The organism is Subsaximicrobium wynnwilliamsii (genome assembly GCF_007997225.1).
Taxonomy (GTDB): Bacteria; Bacteroidota; Bacteroidia; order Flavobacteriales; family Flavobacteriaceae; genus Psychroserpens; species Psychroserpens wynnwilliamsii.
In genome coordinates this window covers 79,528-97,556 of record NZ_VORM01000002.1, presented here as the reverse complement: position 1 = coordinate 97,556, position 18,029 = coordinate 79,528, and the positions used below count along the sequence as shown (strand labels likewise).

General features: G+C 40.6%; 16 protein-coding genes. 15 read left to right on the top strand and 1 reads right to left on the bottom strand.

Translation table 11 applies throughout. The annotated features are described in order from the left end of the window. Nucleotides 1–37 precede the first annotated feature (37 nt). Nucleotides 38–163, top strand: a complete 126-nt coding sequence (locus tag ESY88_RS21635) for a hypothetical protein (RefSeq protein WP_262713059.1) — start codon at nucleotides 38–40, stop codon at nucleotides 161–163. 526 nt (nucleotides 164–689) lie between these two features. On the opposite strand, the gene ESY88_RS01800 is transcribed toward ESY88_RS21635, so the two are convergent. After that, nucleotides 690–1,085, bottom strand: a complete 396-nt coding sequence (locus tag ESY88_RS01800) for a group III truncated hemoglobin (RefSeq protein ID WP_147085188.1) — start codon at nucleotides 1,083–1,085, stop codon at nucleotides 690–692. A gap of 228 nt (nucleotides 1,086–1,313) precedes the next feature. On the opposite strand from ESY88_RS01800, the gene ESY88_RS01795 reads away from it, so the two are divergent. The 14 genes from ESY88_RS01795 (at nucleotide 1,314) to ESY88_RS01730 (ending at nucleotide 18,014) form a co-directional block, all read left to right on the top strand. Continuing rightward, nucleotides 1,314–2,072 (top strand): Rossmann-like and DUF2520 domain-containing protein, encoded by a 759-nt coding sequence (locus ESY88_RS01795; RefSeq protein ID WP_147085187.1) that lies wholly within the window; start codon nucleotides 1,314–1,316, stop codon nucleotides 2,070–2,072. Beyond that, the gene (locus tag ESY88_RS01790) at nucleotides 2,062–2,592 is read left to right on the top strand and encodes a KdsC family phosphatase (RefSeq protein ID WP_147085186.1); all 531 of its coding nucleotides are present in this window, start codon (nucleotides 2,062–2,064) and stop codon (nucleotides 2,590–2,592) included. The genes ESY88_RS01795 and ESY88_RS01790 overlap by 11 nt, the downstream gene beginning before the upstream one ends. 157 nt (nucleotides 2,593–2,749) lie before the next feature. After that, nucleotides 2,750–3,661 (top strand): geranylgeranylglycerol-phosphate geranylgeranyltransferase, encoded by a 912-nt coding sequence (locus ESY88_RS01785; protein ID WP_147085185.1) that lies wholly within the window; start codon nucleotides 2,750–2,752, stop codon nucleotides 3,659–3,661. A gap of 467 nt (nucleotides 3,662–4,128) precedes the next feature. Beyond that, nucleotides 4,129–4,716: a Maf-like protein gene (locus ESY88_RS01780; RefSeq protein ID WP_147085184.1), complete on the top strand. Its 588-nt coding sequence runs from the start codon at nucleotides 4,129–4,131 to the stop codon at nucleotides 4,714–4,716. Nucleotides 4,717–4,742: 26 nt separating this feature from the next. After that, nucleotides 4,743–5,708 (top strand): septum formation inhibitor Maf, encoded by a 966-nt coding sequence (locus ESY88_RS01775; RefSeq protein ID WP_147085183.1) that lies wholly within the window; start codon nucleotides 4,743–4,745, stop codon nucleotides 5,706–5,708. 46 nt (nucleotides 5,709–5,754) lie between these two features. Beyond that, nucleotides 5,755–6,297, top strand: coding sequence for a mechanosensitive ion channel domain-containing protein (locus ESY88_RS01770; RefSeq protein WP_223270686.1), 543 nt, complete (start codon nucleotides 5,755–5,757; stop codon nucleotides 6,295–6,297). Nucleotides 6,298–6,746: 449 nt separating this feature from the next. After that, a complete protein-coding gene (locus ESY88_RS01765; protein WP_147085181.1) occupies nucleotides 6,747–7,547 on the top strand; it encodes a TrmH family RNA methyltransferase in 801 nt (266 codons plus the stop codon). Nucleotides 7,548–7,655: 108 nt separating this feature from the next. After that, nucleotides 7,656–8,888, top strand: a complete 1,233-nt coding sequence (locus ESY88_RS01760) for a M48 family metallopeptidase (protein ID WP_147085180.1) — start codon at nucleotides 7,656–7,658, stop codon at nucleotides 8,886–8,888. A 286-nt stretch (nucleotides 8,889–9,174) separates the two neighbouring features. Continuing rightward, a complete protein-coding gene (locus tag ESY88_RS01755; RefSeq protein ID WP_147085179.1) occupies nucleotides 9,175–11,379 on the top strand; it encodes a RelA/SpoT family protein in 2,205 nt (734 codons plus the stop codon). 26 nt (nucleotides 11,380–11,405) lie between these two features. Then, nucleotides 11,406–11,861, top strand: coding sequence for a Fur family transcriptional regulator (locus ESY88_RS01750; protein ID WP_147085178.1), 456 nt, complete (start codon nucleotides 11,406–11,408; stop codon nucleotides 11,859–11,861). A 6-nt stretch (nucleotides 11,862–11,867) separates the two neighbouring features. After that, nucleotides 11,868–13,139: an adenylosuccinate synthase gene (locus ESY88_RS01745; RefSeq protein ID WP_147085177.1), complete on the top strand. Its 1,272-nt coding sequence runs from the start codon at nucleotides 11,868–11,870 to the stop codon at nucleotides 13,137–13,139. Nucleotides 13,140–13,351: 212 nt separating this feature from the next. Beyond that, complete coding sequence (locus ESY88_RS01740; RefSeq protein ID WP_223270685.1) at nucleotides 13,352–15,157, top strand: OstA-like protein; 1,806 nt, start codon at nucleotides 13,352–13,354, stop codon at nucleotides 15,155–15,157. Between the two features lie 95 nt (nucleotides 15,158–15,252). Then, the gene (locus ESY88_RS01735) at nucleotides 15,253–16,443 is read left to right on the top strand and encodes an aspartate aminotransferase family protein (protein WP_147085175.1); all 1,191 of its coding nucleotides are present in this window, start codon (nucleotides 15,253–15,255) and stop codon (nucleotides 16,441–16,443) included. Between the two features lie 161 nt (nucleotides 16,444–16,604). Continuing rightward, on the top strand, nucleotides 16,605–18,014 hold the full coding sequence (locus ESY88_RS01730) for a tetratricopeptide repeat protein (protein ID WP_147085174.1): 1,410 nt from the start codon (nucleotides 16,605–16,607) through the stop codon (nucleotides 18,012–18,014). The last annotated feature ends 15 nt before the right edge of the window (nucleotides 18,015–18,029 follow it).

Here is an 18,029-nt window from a genome sequence, read left to right as displayed (position 1 = left end):
TGCTGTGGGTTGGAAAAGAAAATTGTCCCGATGACTGTTGGGAGAAGATGAAGATGAAGTTGAAGATGAAGTTGAAGATGAAGATGAAGATGAAGTTGAAGTTGAAGTTGAAGTTGAAATTGAAATTGAATTTGAAGTTGAGGATGATCCCTATAGATTCTAGGACAAGATGAAGATGAAGTTGAAATTGAAATTGAATTTGAAGTTGAGGATGATCCCTATAGATTCTAGGACAAGTTGAAGTTGAAGTTGAGGATGATCCCTATAGATTCTAGGACAAGATGAAGATGAAGATGAAGTTGAAATTGAAATTGAAATTGAAGTTGAGGATGATCCCTATTACTATAGATTCTAGGACAAGATGAAGATGAAGATGAAGTTGAAATTGAAATTGAAGTTGAGGATGATCCCGATAGATTCTAGGCCAAAATGAAGTTGAAATTGAAATTGAAGTTGAAGTTGAAGATGAAGTTGAAATTGAAATTGAGGATGAAGATGAAGATGAAGATGAAGATGAAGTTGAGGATGATCCCGATAGATTCTAGGACAAGATGAAGATGAAGTCAAAAAGAAGTTACTTGGCTATGTTTGGGATTTCACTTAGAAATTCGGGGATTGGATTTCAATTAGCAATCTTCCAGAATCTCGAACCTTGAACCTTGAACCTTGAACCTTAAACCTTAAACCACCTACCGCTGTCTGGCCTGAAAAATATTAAGATACATGAAAGAGCCCATTTTACGCGCTCTTCGTTTGGCATTCTCTGCAATTTCGCCTTCATAAAGCTGGTCTATGGTTTCTACCCACAAGTTGAGCCAATAGCCAAAATGAAGCTCGGTAATGCTGTTATCAAAAGCTTCATCCACCTTGATGTGTGCTTCAAGTGGGTTGCCCACATATGGTTTCTCCAGTTTTCTGCCTATAAACAAACTCGACTCCCAAAATGTCGTCAAATGGTCTAAATGCCTATCCCAATCGCTGATGCTCTCATTAAAAATAGGACCCAAAACCTCGTGGGCACGAACTTTAATGTAAAATGTGCTTACCAGCTTAAAAATATCTTCTCTTGTTTCTATTGCTTTCATCGCTTTACAAAGTTAAGAATAGTATGACCGATATCGATTAATAGCTCATAAAAGTTCAATAAGGCGCATATGCATTATCATTTATTGATCTGACCCAAAAGTCAGCCTAAGTTCTAAAAGCCAAAACGCAAAATAAATTAGCACTCAAGCAAATCGGCACTTATAAAAACGAGCTCATTAATCTCAAAAAATTTCTACATATTCTTAAGACTATTGTATTTTTGCGGCATGACTTCAGTTGTGATTTTAGGTGCCGGCAATGTGGCACAGCATTTATACCGTGCCTTTTCAAATTCGGAAACGGTAAACGTGGCTCAATGGTACAACCGCCATTTAGACCCTATAAAATCTTTTAAAAACGATGTGCCCGTCACCGATGATATCTCACAGCTGTTTGAAGCAGATTTGTATATCATCGCCGTAAGTGATGACGCCATTGCAGAAGTTTCGCAGCAATTACCCTTCGAAAATCGCTTGGTGGTGCATACTTCTGGCAGTGCCAGCCCTTACGATATCGACCAAAAGAATCGAAGAGGCATATTTTACCCCTTACAAAGTTTTTCTAAAGCTGCGGAAATGGATTTCACTACAGTACCCATTTGTTTGGAGACTTTGGTCAAAACCGATTATGCCTTTTTAAAAACGGTGGCAAGAGCCATAAGCAACATCACAAAACGCATCAATAGCGACCAGCGTGCTGCGTTGCATTTGGCAGCGGTTTTTGTGAACAATTTCACCAATCAACTCTATCGCGTGGCGCATGAAATCACCGAATCCCAGGGTGCGGAATTCGACCTATTGAAACCGCTCATTTTAGAAACCGCTCAAAAAGTTCAAGAGCTATCGCCCTATCGCGCCCAAACAGGCCCAGCGATTCGCAATGACAAAAAAACAATAAAGCGGCATTTGAAGCTGTTGACAAACGAGCAGCACAAAACCATTTACAAATTAATGACTCAAGCCATAAAACAAACCCATGGAAGATAAAAGCTATAAGGAGTATTTAGAACACATCAGCACATTTATCTTGGACGTTGATGGTGTACTTACCGATGGCACGGTAACTATTATGACCAATGGCGATATGTTGCGGCGCATGAACATCAAGGATGGTTATGCCTTAAAAATCGCTAAGGATGCGGGCTATAATATTTGCATCATTTCTGGCGGAAATAATTTAGGGGTGCAAAAACGATTGGAAGGTTTGGGCATTACTGACATTTATTTGGGTGCACACCATAAAATCGATCAATTCGAAATTTACTTAAACGAAAAATCCATAAAGCCTGAAAATGTGCTCTACATGGGCGATGACATCCCAGATATTCCCGTGATGAAATTGGTGGGCCTGCCTACTTGCCCGCAAGATGCAGCCATTGAAGTCAAGGGCATCAGTAAATATGTGTCTCATAAATTAGGCGGAAAAGGCGCCGTGCGCGACGTGATTGAGCAAGTCATGAAAGTTCAGGATAAATGGAATGGAAATTTTGATGCGAAATACGACTGAAGGGTTTAGGGTGTAAGGTTCAGGATTCAAGGTTCAAGGTTCAGGATTCAGTTATTAAGAAACGACCAAATGAACAAGGATTTCAAAAGCTAGCGCTAGTGATTCAGTTCCCACCAAACAAATCCACAACTTAACAACTTAACAAAAAAAAACGCCATTGCATCTTTTAAATCTCATTCGCTATAAAAACCTGCTGCTCATTATCTTGGCGCAAGTCTTGATCAAATATGCACTTTTAGAACCTTTTGCAGTGCTCACGGCGCTTGACGGCTTTCATTTTTCACTGTTGGTATTGGCTACGCTTTGTTTGGCGGCTGCCGGAAATGTGATCAATGATATCTATGATGTGGATACAGATAGGGTCAATAGACCCAATAAGCTCATTGTTGGTGGGCATATTTCAGAAAAAATTGCCTACAACCTTTTTTTCGCACTCAATATTATAGGTGTTGTTTTGGGTTTTTACCTATCCAACCACATCGGCAAACCACCTTTCTTCAGCATTTTTGTATTAATTTCCGTAAGCCTGTATGTTTATGCTTCTTTTTTGAAACGCACGATCCTCTTCGGGAATCTCCTGATTTCGGCTTTGGTGGGCATAAGCCTTCTCATTGTTGGTATATTCGACGTGATTCCTGCCATGTTTCCGCAGAATAGGCAAACTCAAATCACCTTTTTCAACCTCATCTTCGATTATGCTGTCTTTGCATTCATGATCAATCTATTGCGCGAGATCATCAAGGACATCGAGGATGTGGACGGCGATTATAAAGCAGGTATGAATACGCTGCCAATTGCTTTGGGACGTGAGCGTGCCAAAAAAATTGCATTCGCAGTATCGATGCTTCCCATTGCCGCGGTGATATATTATGTTGTGACCTACCTATACCATCAACAACTTGTGATTGCCTATTTCTTGATTTTAATTGTCGCCCCTCTCATTTATGCCACCATCAAGATTTTTGGTGCTAAACAAAAGCAACACTACCAACACATAAGTCTCATCTATAAACTGGTCATGCTTTTTGGGGTACTGTCCATGTTATTGTACCCTTTCGTTTTGAAGTGATGAAGTGCCCTCAAATCCCCAACGGAAACTTTTGATTTCGTTTTCAAAGTGTGTTCTGTGGTATTCTCGAAATTGGAAGTGAAAACAAAAAACTTAGCGCTGGGCCTTTTGGTTCTAACGGAATTCATCAAACAGCGAAGCAATAGATTAAGATTATTATCCCTAAACCTCGCGTTGGTGTTTTTGCTTATATTAAATGCTGAAGACGTAAAGATATTCATACGTCAATAACCTCGGGGAATAAAACCCTCCGGGGGATTTAAAACGCATCGCCAAGTCCAAATAGAACCAGTTCTTCACTGAGACTGAGACTGAGACTGAAAACTTTATCGTTTGTGGTTTGTAGTTTGTAGTTTGTGAAAACTTGGTTTTCTCGTTAACTTTGAACCTTGAACATTTTCGAACATTGAACTCGAAACATTGAACTCGAAACCTTAAACCTTGATCCTTAAACCCTAAACCAAAGCATGCTACAGGAACACCTAAAACACCACAACCTCATCCTCGCTTCGGGATCACCAAGACGACAACAGTTTTTCAAGGAACTTGGTTTGGATTTTGAAATTAAATTGAAACCTGTAGTCGAGGAATATCCCGAGCAGTTGGTTCATTTTGAAATCAGCGACTACTTGGCAGAATTAAAAGCCCTCCCATTTAAGGAAACATTGAAAACCAACGATATTCTCATTACGAGCGATACCATAGTTTGGCACGAAAATCAAGCGCTCGGCAAACCCAAAGATGCTGAGGAAGCTTTTGACATGCTGCATGCGATGGGTGGAAAAACGCATGAGGTCATCACCTCCATTTGTTTTACAACAAAGACCACGCAAAAAACGGTTAACGCAGTTACAAAAGTGAGTTTTAAGGATTTGAGCAAGGCAGAAATTCACTATTACATAAACAATTTCAGGCCTTACGATAAAGCCGGCGCTTATGGCATCCAGGAATGGATTGGCCAAATAGGCATCGTTGCCATTGAAGGGTCTTATACCAATGTTGTAGGATTACCAACGCATCTTCTTTATAAAACGCTCTTAGAATTTGCGCTTTGAAATTCTAATCGTATTTTTAGAATAAAATGTTGAAATCACTTTTTTATCAATCTGAAAACTTCGGGCTAACCTGTTTGATTGTCTTTTTTCTTGTTACATCCTGCAAAAACAGCTCTGAAAACAAAAACGTCAACCCGCTTATTCCTGACTCGGAAGCCACTAAGATGTTGCAAACCCTTCCGAAGCAAACCAAGTTTGAGTCTTCTCAGGCATTTGTGAAGTATTGGCAATCTGGGGAGGCCGAAATTTCATCCTATCAATTGCAACAAGCACGTTACGGAGAACTGCGGGAAGGCAAAGCAGTCTTGATTTTTGTGACCGAGCCCTTTTTGCCGCAAAAACAAGTCAAAGCCGATTTGAGCGCTGTGAGCAACGTTCAAGTGCTAAAACTCAACGCGACCAAAAATTTCAATACAGGCATTTACCCCTACTCCATCATGCAATCCACTTTTTATCCCTTGTCTAATACTTCACATGCTTTAAAAGTGAGCTGCTCGATACAGGAATGGTGCGGTCAAGTCTATTCGCAACTCAATAATCGCGAGCAATTTGAAATAACATCGCACAGCTACTTTGAAATGGAGGCCGATGCACAATTCAATCTTGAGAAAACCATCCTCGAGAACGAACTTTGGACACAACTGCGATTGGACCCGAGCAGTTTGCCCGTGGGCGATTTGAAAATAATACCGTCCTTAGAATTTATCAGCTTAAAACACATGCCCACAAAAGCCTATGACGCAGTAGCACAATTAACCACAGGCAACTATACGGTTTCTTACAAGGTATTACAGCGTCAATTGTCAATCAGTTTCAATCCCGAATTCCCCTATCAAATCCTATCTTGGGAAGAAACCTATCCAGATGGCTTTGGCGAAGACCCAACAGTATTGACCAGCAAAGCAACCCTTTTAAAATCCATAAAATCAGATTATTGGAACAAAAACGACAACACTGCCATTAGATTTAGGGACACGCTTCAATTAAATTGAAAAGACCGTGTATCTTTGCAGCGATCAATTTACAATGAGGTTTATTATGTTTTATGAAGGCTTACAGAAAGAACTTATCATCTCAGGTTTTGTACTCCTGTTTTTATTGCTGGTAAGATTTATTACCAATGCTGTGATACGTAAAATTGGCAAAAAAAACAACATCAATGAAGCACGAATCAAATTGATTTGCCGTTATGTTTCGGTCACTTTATTTTTATTGGCCATACTTATAGAAGCCATTGTGTTTGGGGTGGCCTTGAAAGAGCTTTCGGTTATCTTCTCTTCTATTTTTGCAGTCATCGGGATTGGTTTGTTTGCCATTTGGTCCATTTTGAGCAATGTGACTTCAGGGATCATCATGTTTTTTTCGTTTCCGTATAAGGTGGGCGACAAGATTAGAATTCACGATAAGGATTTTCCCATTGAAGGGATTATTGAAGACATTCAAGCCTTTCAACTGCATTTGCGCGAGAACAATGGCGATCTCGTGACCTATCCCAACAACCTGATGTTACAAAAAGCGGTCACTTTAGTGCAAAAAGATGCCATAGTCGACGTTTTTGATGAAGGCAGTGATGCGGTGTGAAAACAGGCTTTGCAGTAAAATTGAGTCAAGATATTGACTGTATAACAGGAAAGCCGATTTTGATTGAAATGGCTTTGATTTAACACAGGTTTTATAATTGAGCACTGCAATTTTCGGCATCATGCCGCCCTTTAGGGAGGGGCAAGAACATGATGCCGAAAATGCAATTAATTTTGCCCTGACCTTCGAATCTAAATGGAATAATTGAATTTTCGAGAATTGAGACAGCTCAAAATATCTGAATTTTAAATTAGATTTAGAGCATCAACGCTAGATGAAACTAGAGCCCTTAAAATTCATAAATGGTATGTCTTAGTTATTTGATAAGCAAAACGTTTAAATGAGCAATTGATGAATCATAAAGCCGTTTTTTAAAAATATAAACTAGGGTAAACATCCATTATCCTTTTAAAGTCTAAATATTACATTTGCAATCTCAATTAAAGTAAATGGCGCACAAGACGATAAGCAGTTCACAAAACCAGTTCATAAAACACTTAGTTGTTTTAAAGGAAAAATCTCGGGAACGCAAAAAAAGTGGTTTATTCCTCATTGAAGGACAGCGTGAATTATCACTGGCCATCAAGGGCAACTACGAGATCGAGACCCTTTTATTTTACCCTGAGCTGTGCTCTGAGACCCAACTCAACGACTTTAAAATTTCACAACTCAAGCATATTGAAATCAGCAAAGAGGTCTTTCAAAAATTAGCCTATCGCCAAACTACGGAAGGCATTATCGCAGTGGCAAAAGCCAAACGCCATACGATTTCAGATTTGCATTTGAGCTCAAAAAACCCATTGATTTTAGTGGCGGAAGCTCCCGAAAAACCCGGGAATATTGGCGCCTTATTACGAACTGCCGACGCTGCAAATGTGGATGCCGTGATTATTGCCAATCCAAAAAGTGACCTTTACAACCCTAATATCATACGGTCCAGCGTGGGTTGTGTGTTTACCAATACCCTCGCCTCAGGCACAAGCGAAGACATCATTGCTTTTTTGAAATCTGCCAAGATCAACATCTATTGTGCCGCCCTGCAGGATGCTGTAAATTACCACCAGCAGGATTTTACCCAAGCCACGGCCATTGTTGTTGGCACGGAAGCGGAAGGGCTCAGTGACGCTTGGCGAGAAGCTGCCACCCAAAATATCATCATCCCAATGCAAGGCCAAATCGACAGCATGAATGTTTCGGTTGCTGCAGGCATCCTTGTTTTTGAGGCAAAACGACAACGGAATTTCAAATAAACCGTCATTACGCATAAACCAGGAGCACCTGAATTTTTTAAATGATAAAAAAATAACTTCCGAAGTATCATTTAGACTTTGGACATTGAATTTTGAATTTTACCACACATGAACGCACAAACCCTATTCTACATCATCATAGGCATCATCATCTTAAATTTTATCATTGATAAGGTTCTGGACGCCCTCAATGCCAAACAATACAATGATCCCATCCCAAAGGAACTCGAAGATGTTTACGATGCAGAGGCCTATAAAAAATCCCAAGCCTATAAAAAAACCAATTATAAGTTCGGGATCCTGAGTTCCCTATTTTCTCTTTTGCTCACTTTGGGCTTTTTGCTGCTTGATGGTTTTGAGTATGTTGACAACATAGCCAGAAGCTTCAGCGCTAACCCAATCCTCATTGCCTTGATTTTCTTCGGCATAATTATGATTGGTAGCGATATTATTGCCACACCGTTTTCGGTTTATAAAACTTTTGTCATTGAAGAAAAATTCGGCTTCAACAAAACCACAGTGAACACCTTTATCCTGGATAAAATCAAAGGCTTACTCATGACAGTAATTATTGGCGGTGGCATTTTGGCTTTGATCGTTTGGTTTTATCAAGTCACTCAAGACCAATTTTGGTTATACACTTGGGGATTCGTGACTGTTTTTACCGTGTTTACGAATCTATTCTATTCGCGATTGATTGTGCCCCTATTCAACAAGCAAAAGCCTTTGGAAGACGGGAGCTTGCGGGATAAAATCTCCGAATACGCAAAATCTGTAGGTTTTCAATTGGATAAGATTTTCGTGATCGATGGCTCCAAACGCAGCACCAAGGCCAACGCCTATTTTTCAGGGTTTGGCTCAGAGAAACGGGTCACGCTTTATGATACTTTGGTCAACGACCTTGATGAGGAAGAAATTGTCGCGGTCTTGGCACATGAAGTTGGGCATTACAAAAAAAAGCACATCATCTTCAACTTAGCCGCTTCTCTGCTTCTAACCGGTTTGACCTTGTATATCTTGTCTATTTTCATTTCAAATCCCTTGCTATCCAACGCGCTTGGTGTGGAAATCCCCAGTTTCCATGTAGGATTGATTGCCTTCGGACTTCTTTATGCTCCTATTTCAGAATTAACGGGGTTGATGATGAACCATCTTTCTAGAAAATTCGAGTACCAAGCCGATGATTATGCCAAAAACACCTATCGGGCTGAACCTTTGCTTTCCTCACTAAAAAAGCTCTCCAAAAACAGTTTGAGCAATTTAACGCCGCATCCTGCCTATGTGTTTATGCATTACTCCCACCCCACCTTATTACAGCGGGCTTTGAATCTCAAAAAGTAATGGTCGCTTTCAAATCTTGAAATAAAATCATTCTCCGCAATTTTTTTTATTTTGCTTTCCATCGCGCTTTCCCTATTACATTTGAACGAAGCACTAGTGGTAACAGTAGCCAAGTCAAAATTAGTGCATACCAATAAATCCCAACCTAATCTTAATATTTGCATATAGCAGCCTCGACGTCTTTTGAGATTGCAGTGTTATTTTACACGCATTGTTTTGAAAGCATCTCTAAATAAACCTAAAATACCATGTTGCACATGACATTTCTTATACGTACTTTAGTTTTATGACAGAAGTGGATATAGATAAAGAAAACGCAAAGATTGCGAAAGCTTACAAGCAGCTGCTCAAGGTAAGCTACCAGACCTTGACAGCTGATGATAAAAAACTCATTCGGCATGCTTTTGAGGTGGCTTTGGATGCCCACAAAGATCAAAGGCGAAAATCTGGCGAAGCATATATATTCCATCCCATAGCTGTGGCGCGCATTGTGGCCGGTGAGATTGGCTTGGACGCTACCTGTATTGCTGCTGCCCTACTTCACGATGTGGTTGAAGACAATCCTAATTTTACCATTGACGATATAGAGCGCTTATTTGGGGAAACTGTGGCGCGTATTGTGGATGGACTTACTAAAATTTCTTCCCTCAGTAAGGATACCGATGTCTCCACACAAGCTGAGAATTTTCGAAAAATGCTACTCACGCTCAATGACGACGTGCGCGTGATCATCATCAAAATCGCAGACCGGCTCCATAACATGCAAACCATGGATTCGATGCGACGGGATAAACAGGAAAAGATCGCTTCAGAAACCTTATATATTTACGCGCCTTTAGCACATAGAATCGGGCTCTACAACATCAAGACCGAATTGGAAGATTTAGGCCTCAAATACACCGAGCCCGAAGTGTATGAAGACATTCTTGAAAAAATACAGGAAAGTAAGGAAGAACAAGACCTGTACATCAAGGCATTTTCTAAGGTCATTGAAGATTCTCTGGAACAAGAAGGCTTGAATTATGAAATCAAGGGCCGGCCAAAATCCATTTTTTCAATTAGAAGAAAAATCGTTAAGCAGGGCGTTGATTTTGATGAAGTTTACGACAAATTTGCGGTGCGCATCATTTATAAATCAGATGTTGCCAATGAAAAATTCCTCGCTTGGAAAATCTATTCCATAGTCACCGATAACTTCACACCTAACCCAACCCGATTGCGCGATTGGATTTCCTCTCCAAAATCAACTGGTTATGAAGCTCTGCATATTACCGTGATGGGACCGAAAGGCAGATGGGTGGAAGTGCAGATTCGAAGCGAACGCATGAATGAAATTGCCGAAAAAGGTTATGCTGCACATTACAAGTACAAAGAAGGCGATGCCGAGGATGCACTGGACACTTGGATAGACAAACTCCAAGAAGCTCTGGAAAGCAATGAAACCAATGCTGTGGATTTTGTAGAACAATTCAAACTCAACCTATACTCCAAGGAAATTTATGTCTTCTCACCAAAAGGCGAACTGAAGTCCTTACCAAAGGGCGCCACATCATTAGATTTCGCTTTCAGTATCCATACCGAAATAGGCATGAAAACCCGTGGCGCCAAAGTAAACGGAAAACTGGCTCCCCTAAGTCATGTCCTTCAAAGTGGCGACCAAGTTGAAATCCTTACATCAGAGCACATCAAACCCAACCGGAACTGGCTGGATTATGCCACAACTGCAAGAGCGCGAAGTAAGATAAAATCGTCACTCAAGGATGAGAAAAAAGACTTGGCAGAAGATGGCAAGGAAATTTTAAGAAGAAAGTTGAAACAGCTCAAAGTGCCTCTCGATGAGAAATCGGTCAACGAGATGGTTAATTTCTTCAAACTCAAAACCAGTTTAGACTTATTTTATCGTGTGGGCATTGGCAGCATAGACAACAAAATGCTTAAGGAGTACGTAGCCTCCCGAAGCAATGTGTTTATGAGCTATATCAAAAACAAGATTCGCAAACCCACAGTACCCCCAGACATAGACAAGGATGAGATCACTGCCAATTACGACCAATTGGTTTTTGGACCAGACGAACAAAAATTGGACTATAAATTATCTGAGTGTTGCAATCCCATTCCTGGAGATCCAGTGTTTGGTTTTTTGACCATAAATGAAGGCATTAAAATACATAAGAAAAATTGTCCAAATGCGCTCAGCCTTCAATCCAATTATGCCTATCGCATCATGCAGGCAAAGTGGATTGATTCGTCACAACAAGAGTTTGCGACAAAAATTGAGCTCTCAGGAATAGATAAACTAGGGTTGGTCAATACCATTACCAAAGTCATTTCATCAAACATGCACGTGAACATGAAAAGCATCAGTTTCGAAACCGATGGTGGTATTTTCAGAGGAAAGATTAACGTAGTGGTCAACAATAACAGCATGCTTCAAAAACTCATGGACAACCTGAAAAAAATTAATGGAATCGACAAGGTGACCAGAGTTTAATTTTGTGTAAATTTGCGGTTGACATTATGAGCAAGAAAACGGAACAGACCAATCAAGAAATAGTTAAGAACGTGTTTACCAAGTTCTTGGAAGACAAAGGCCATCGTAAAACGCCAGAGCGATATGCCATACTTCAAGAGATCTACGATAGTGAAGAGCATTTTGATATAGAATCCCTTTATATCAAGATGAAAAACAAAAACTATCGTGTGAGTCGGGCCACGCTCTACAACACCATTGAGATCTTAATGGAATGCGCCTTGGTAAGAAAGCATCAATTTGGCCAGAATCAAGCCCATTATGAGAAATCCTATTTCGATAAGCAGCATGATCACGTCATTTTAACCGATACAGGCGAAGTGATAGAATTCTGCGATCCGCGAATTCAATCCATCAAAAAAACCATTGAAGAGGTGTTTGATATTTCAATTTCCAACCATTCACTCTATTTCTACGGAACCAAAAATAAACCCACAAATTAAATTCAAATGGCAGTAGACTTACTACTTGGACTCCAATGGGGCGACGAAGGCAAAGGAAAGATTGTTGACGTCTTGACCACCAAATACAATATCATTGCACGCTTTCAAGGTGGCCCAAATGCTGGACATACTCTTGAATTTGATGGCATCAAGCACGTGTTGCGCACCATTCCTTCAGGGATTTTTCGTAAAGATTCCATGAACGTCATTGGTAATGGTGTCGTTATAGACCCAGTGGTTTTTGTACAGGAATTGGAAGGTTTGGATAAATTTAATCTCGATTATAAATCGAAGTTGATCATCTCTAGAAAAGCCCATGTCATTTTACCAACCCATCGCTTGTTGGATGCAGCTTCGGAAACTTCCAAAGGAAAGGCAAAAATCGGCTCCACCCTCAAAGGTATTGGTCCAACGTATATGGATAAAACCGGAAGAAACGGAATAAGAATAGGCGATCTCGAATTGGATAATTGGAAAGATAAATACCGCGCCCTGGCAAACAAGCACGAGGGTATGATCGCTTTTTACGATGTGAAGGTCCAATACAATCTCGCGGAAATGGAAGCAGAATTTTTCGCTGCTGTAGAACGTCTCAAAGAATTACAATTTATTGATAGTGAGGAATACCTCAACCAAGCGCTCAAAGACGGAAAATCCATTTTAGCCGAAGGTGCGCAAGGTTCGCTTTTAGATATTGATTTTGGCACCTACCCATTCGTAACCTCATCCAATACAACTGCTTCTGGTGCTTGTACTGGTTTGGGTGTCCCTCCCAATAAAATTGGAGAGGTTTTTGGGATTTTCAAGGCCTATACTACGCGAGTAGGTTCAGGCCCGTTCCCAACCGAATTGTTTGACCAAGTTGGCGAAGATATGGCAAGAATAGGTCACGAATTTGGTGCGGTCACCGGCCGCGCGAGACGCTGTGGCTGGTTGGATCTTGTGGCGCTACGCTATGCCTGCCAGGTAAATGGTGTGACCCAATTGAGCATGATGAAAGGCGATGTGCTTTCTGGCTTCACGAGTCTCAAAGTATGTACCGCTTACCATTACAAAGGCAAGGAGATCAAACATTTTCCGTTTAATATTGAAGCTGAAAACGTCACACCCATCTACACCGAATTTAAAGGCTGGAAAGCAGATTTGACCAAGATGACAGAGGCGTCCCAGTTTCCGAAGGAATTGAACGATTATATCGATTTTCTTGAAAAGGAACTGGAGCTACCTATAACCATTGTTTCCGTTGGCCCAGACCGTACGCAAACCATAAACAGGTAAATTCCAAAAATAAAAATTCCAAATTCCAAGGCTCAGCTTTAGAATTTGGAATTTTCATTCTCCTACCCACTACCTACTACCTACTACCCACCACCTAACTCCTAATCCCTAATCCCTAATCCCTAATCCCTAAATTGATAAATTGATAAATATCTGTTAAGATGGCACAAGCCAGAGTCCGATTAACTATTTTTGAGTTCAAATCATTCCGCTTGAAAACCACTATTCAATACTTTTTACTCCTTTGTTGCTGCTTTTCCGCAGTACAATTGCATGCGCAAGAACCAAAGAAAATCCGAATAGAATATTCTGGTTTCACGGTAAAGGATAGCCTTTTGGGAGAGAACATTACCACTTTTGTGAGAAGTGACCAATCCCAAATACACGTGGTTCATGAAGGAATAGACATGTATTGTGATAAAGCGATTTACTACCAAAATGAGGATTTTATTGAGGCCTTCAGCAATGTGCGTATGAACCAAGGCGACACCATTAACATGACCTCCAAATATGTGGAGTATAGTGGTATTACCCAACTAGCTTTTGCGGCGGGCAATGTGGTTTTGACCGAGCCTCAATCTGTCTTGACTACAGATACACTTTATTTTGACCGCACCAAACAAGAGGCCTTTTACAATAGCAAAGGCAAGGTTGTACGGGATTCCTCAGGAACCATTACCAGTCAAGTTGGTCGTTATTATATGACCGATAGCAAATACCGCTTCTTAAAGGATGTGGTTTTGATTAATCCTGAATACACTTTAAAAACCAATCAGCTCGATTTCTATTCTGAAACAGGTTTTGCCTACATGTACGGCCCTTCAACCATAGTTGGAGAAGCGAGCACGGTGTATTGCGAACGCGGTTTCTACGACACCAACAATGACATTGGCTATTTTATCAAGAACTCAAGAATCAATTACGACAATCGCATCGTTGAGGGTGACAGTTTGTATTTTGATCGCAATAAAAGCTTTGCCTCTGCCACGAACAATATCACGGTCACAGACACCATCAACAAATCCATCATCACAGGGCATTATGCCGAAGTGTTTCGAGAACAAGATTCAGTCTTCATTACCAAACGCGCCTTGGCCATTACAATCCAAGAGAAGGATTCAGTTTTCATTCATGCCGATACCTTAAAAGTGACGGGTAAACCAGAGCATCGCATTACCAGAGCGTATTACAATGCCAAAATGTACAAGAGCGACATGAGCGGCAAGGCAGATTCCATTCATGCCGATCATAAAACCGGCTTGACACAACTCATTAATCTCAAACGATTCAATACTGGCGATGCGTTTTCAGTAAAACGAAAACCATTGATCTGGAATATGGGCAATCAAATGTCTGGCGACTCCATCCATCTTATTTCCAACGTGAAAACCGAGCAGTTAGACTCGCTCAAGGTATTTGACAATGCATTTTTGGTTAGTAAGGACACCTTAAGTGAAGGATTTAATCAGATTTCAGGCCAGAAACTCATCGGTCTTTTTGCAGATAATGAGCTGTACAATGTAGATATCATTAAAAACTCTGAAGTTATTTTTTACACACGGGATGATAAGGATTCGTTGGTAGGCATCAATAAATCCAAATCGGGAAGCATCAATCTCAAATTTGATGGCCCATATAAGATCATAACCTTGATCAATCAAATAGATGGCGATATTTATCCGGAATCCAAATTTCCTCAGAACGCCAGGAAATTTAGAAATTTTGACTGGCGCGGCGATGAGCAACCCCAAAGTGTTGAGGATCTCTTTAAGGATGACCCGCCTTTGGAACTTGTCAACATAAAAGGTCTCGATGCTTTTGTGCCCGAAGAGGAATTTTTTGATACTGCACTTTTTGAGCGTATTGACGATGCCAGAAAAAAAGACAAAGATGAGGTCAATAAGGCCGAGCGCAACATTCCTAAAGAGGCACAACAATCTCGTTTAAAACGAGATGCCACCAAGAAAGCAGGAGCGACAAAACAAAACAAATCCGCCGACAAACAAAATGGTGATTAGTATATTGTCTACCATGACTTAGGAAAGACAAGGTCAACCCATTCTCAATGCTCGTGCTATCGCAACCCAAATCGATCGGAAATTAAATAACATTCATGAAAGACGATTTTTTCAAATATCAGGCCCAAACTACGCCACATCCTTTAGCCATGACCGTGTCGCATGCCGAAGGCTCTTACATTTATGATGAGAATCAAAAGGCCTATCTCGATTTTGTGGCAGGCGTTTCTGCCTGTAGTTTAGGGCATAAACACCCTAAAGTCATTGCAGCGATAAAAGCGCAACTGGATAAATACTTACACGTCATGGTTTATGGCGAATACGTGCAGGAAACGGCAGTGGCCTTATCCAAATTACTAGCATCACTCCTTCCCGACCCACTGGAATCGACCTATTTAACAAATTCAGGTACTGAAGCCATTGAAGGCGCCATCAAATTGGCAAGACGCGTTACAGGGCGCAGCGAAATCATCTCAGCCCATCACGCCTATCACGGCAACACCATGGGCGCGATGAGCATCATGGGCTATGAAGCGCGTAAAGCCGCCTTTAGACCATTGATTCCCGATGTGAACTTTATTCATTTCAATGATGTTTCAGATTTGAATAAGATCAGCTCCAAAACCGCTGCGGTGGTATTGGAAACCATCCAAGGTGGCGCTGGTTTTATTGAGCCACTAAATGGATACCTACAAAAAGTAAGAGAGCAATGTGATGCTGTGGGTGCATTATTGATCTTGGATGAAATACAACCCGGCTTTGGTCGCACGGGAAAACTATTTGGTTTTGAACATTTCAATTGTGTGCCAGATATATTGGTCACAGGAAAAGGTTTGGGCGGTGGCATGCCCATTGGCGCTTTTACTGCAAGCAAGGCGCACATGCAATTGCTACAAGACCACCCCAAACTTGGCCACATCACCACCTTTGGTGGCCATCCGGTTATTGCTGCTGCTGCACTAGCCACTGTAAAGGAAATCACAGAAAGTAATCTCATGGCAGAGGCTTTGGAAAAAGAACAACTCATTAGAACCCATCTCAAACATCCATTGATCACAGAGATTCGGGGCCGCGGACTCATGCTCGCAGCTTTTACGCCTTCCGCGGAAATCACAAATACCGTAGTTTTAAAAGCCCAAGACGAGGGATTAATTTTGTTTTGGTTGCTTTTTGAGCCAAAGGCCATTCGCATTACGCCACCTTTAACCATCTCAAAAGAAGAAATCATCAAAGGTTGCCACATCATTCTTCAAATTTTAGATGGGATTTTGGCAGAAGAAATATAAAACGAAAGCCTTTCAATTATACTGATTTACAGGAGTTTAAAAATTTATTTTTTCAAAAATCCTACACCTGTTAATTACTTTGTTGAAAAGATAGCGCCTAAAAATCATTGAAACCTCATTGAGAACCGTACATTTAATTTAACGAACAACAGTATTTGCTTATGGAGTTTAGTCAACCTAACGACGATAATCTTTCGCTTGCCCGGTTTGAGTCGATGCTCAAAACCAATAATGTGCTGTTTTTTGATTCTGAAGAATTCGAGAATATCATTTTCCATTATCTCGAATCTGGAAAAATACCATTAGCTAAGAAAGCCATAAAAATGGGCTTAGAGCAACATCCAAGCTCTACCAATCTATGTCTCTTCCAAACAGAAATGTTTATCATTGACAATAAGTTTGATGCGGCAGAGCAGCTGCTCAACCAACTTTATGAAATCGAGCCAAACAATGAGGAAATCTATATTCAAAAAGCAAATCTGCTATCAAAAAGTGACCAACATGAAAAAGCGGTAGGCACACTGTTGACTGCTTTGGATATGGTCAAGGAAGAGGAAGGCGTTGCAGAACTTTACGTGCTCATTGCCATGGAATATCTATTCTTGGAGCAATTTGAAAATGCCAAGCATTATTTTCAAAAATGCCTTGATATAAACTACGAAGATTATTCGGCCTTGTACAACATTATTTATTGCTACGACTATTTGGGCGAAGGCGAAGAAGCGATATCCTTTTTGAACAGTTATTTAGATGGAAATCCTTACTGTGAGATTGCCTGGCATCAATTGGGTATACAATATTATGCCATCAAAGATTATGATAAGGCCTTGGCAGCTTTCGATTTTGCAATTATTTCTGACGATACCTTTGTAGGCGCCTATCTTGAAAAAGGCAAAGTACTGGAAAAGAAGAAACAGTTCAAAGATGCCATTGAGAACTATAAAATCACATTGGCATTGGAAGAGCCAACCTCCTTTGCACTCTTACGCATTGGGTATTGCCAAGAAAAATTGGGCAACGATGATCTTGCAGTGCAATCGTTTTACAAAACGGTTCATGAAGATCCTTTGTTGGATAAAGGATGGATTGCGATCACTAAATTCTACAACCGAAAAAAGAACTACCAAAAGGCACTTTTCTATATCAATAAGGCCATAAATATCGATGGTGAGAATGTAGTCTATTGGAAATTATATGCGCAAATCAACCACCGTCTCAATTTTATTGAAGAAGCGGAACAGGGTTACAAACGCACTATAGAACTGGGCAATTACGAATTGTCCACCTGGTTGGCTAGGGCAGATCTACTCATTGCCTTGGGCGAATATGAAGCCTCTGTACTCAATCTCATCCAAACGGCAGAGTTTTATCCCGAAATAGCCGAAATTGAATTTCGTCTGGCGGGACTTCACTTTGTCTTACATGAGAGCAGTAAAGGCCATTATCATTTGAAAAACGCGCTCCTGTTGAACCCAGACTTCAAATATATCCTAGAAGAATTATTTCCTAAAGTACTGCAAAAACCGTCGGTGCAACAAGTGATTTCAAAATCAAAAAATTCCGCTATCTAACAAGACCAAAGCATC

What these genes read in the sequence shown, in the direction of transcription:
- ESY88_RS01795 (WP_147085187.1), top strand. Translation starts at nt 1,314, where the DNA reads ATGACTTCAGTTGTGATTTTAGGTGCCGGCAATGTGGCACAGCATTTA.
- ESY88_RS01730 (WP_147085174.1), top strand. Translation starts at nt 16,605, where the DNA reads ATGGAGTTTAGTCAACCTAACGACGATAATCTTTCGCTTGCCCGGTTT.
- ESY88_RS01780 (WP_147085184.1), top strand. Translation starts at nt 4,129, where the DNA reads ATGCTACAGGAACACCTAAAACACCACAACCTCATCCTCGCTTCGGGA.
- ESY88_RS01750 (WP_147085178.1), top strand. Translation starts at nt 11,406, where the DNA reads ATGAGCAAGAAAACGGAACAGACCAATCAAGAAATAGTTAAGAACGTG.
- ESY88_RS01765 (WP_147085181.1), top strand. Translation starts at nt 6,747, where the DNA reads ATGGCGCACAAGACGATAAGCAGTTCACAAAACCAGTTCATAAAACAC.
- ESY88_RS01790 (WP_147085186.1), top strand. Translation starts at nt 2,062, where the DNA reads ATGGAAGATAAAAGCTATAAGGAGTATTTAGAACACATCAGCACATTT.
- ESY88_RS01770 (WP_223270686.1), top strand. Translation starts at nt 5,755, where the DNA reads ATGTTTTATGAAGGCTTACAGAAAGAACTTATCATCTCAGGTTTTGTA.
- ESY88_RS01775 (WP_147085183.1), top strand. Translation starts at nt 4,743, where the DNA reads ATGTTGAAATCACTTTTTTATCAATCTGAAAACTTCGGGCTAACCTGT.
- ESY88_RS01800 (WP_147085188.1), bottom strand. Translation starts at nt 1,085, where the DNA reads ATGAAAGCAATAGAAACAAGAGAAGATATTTTTAAGCTGGTAAGCACA.
- ESY88_RS01735 (WP_147085175.1), top strand. Translation starts at nt 15,253, where the DNA reads ATGAAAGACGATTTTTTCAAATATCAGGCCCAAACTACGCCACATCCT.
- ESY88_RS01755 (WP_147085179.1), top strand. Translation starts at nt 9,175, where the DNA reads ATGACAGAAGTGGATATAGATAAAGAAAACGCAAAGATTGCGAAAGCT.
- ESY88_RS01745 (WP_147085177.1), top strand. Translation starts at nt 11,868, where the DNA reads ATGGCAGTAGACTTACTACTTGGACTCCAATGGGGCGACGAAGGCAAA.
- ESY88_RS01760 (WP_147085180.1), top strand. Translation starts at nt 7,656, where the DNA reads ATGAACGCACAAACCCTATTCTACATCATCATAGGCATCATCATCTTA.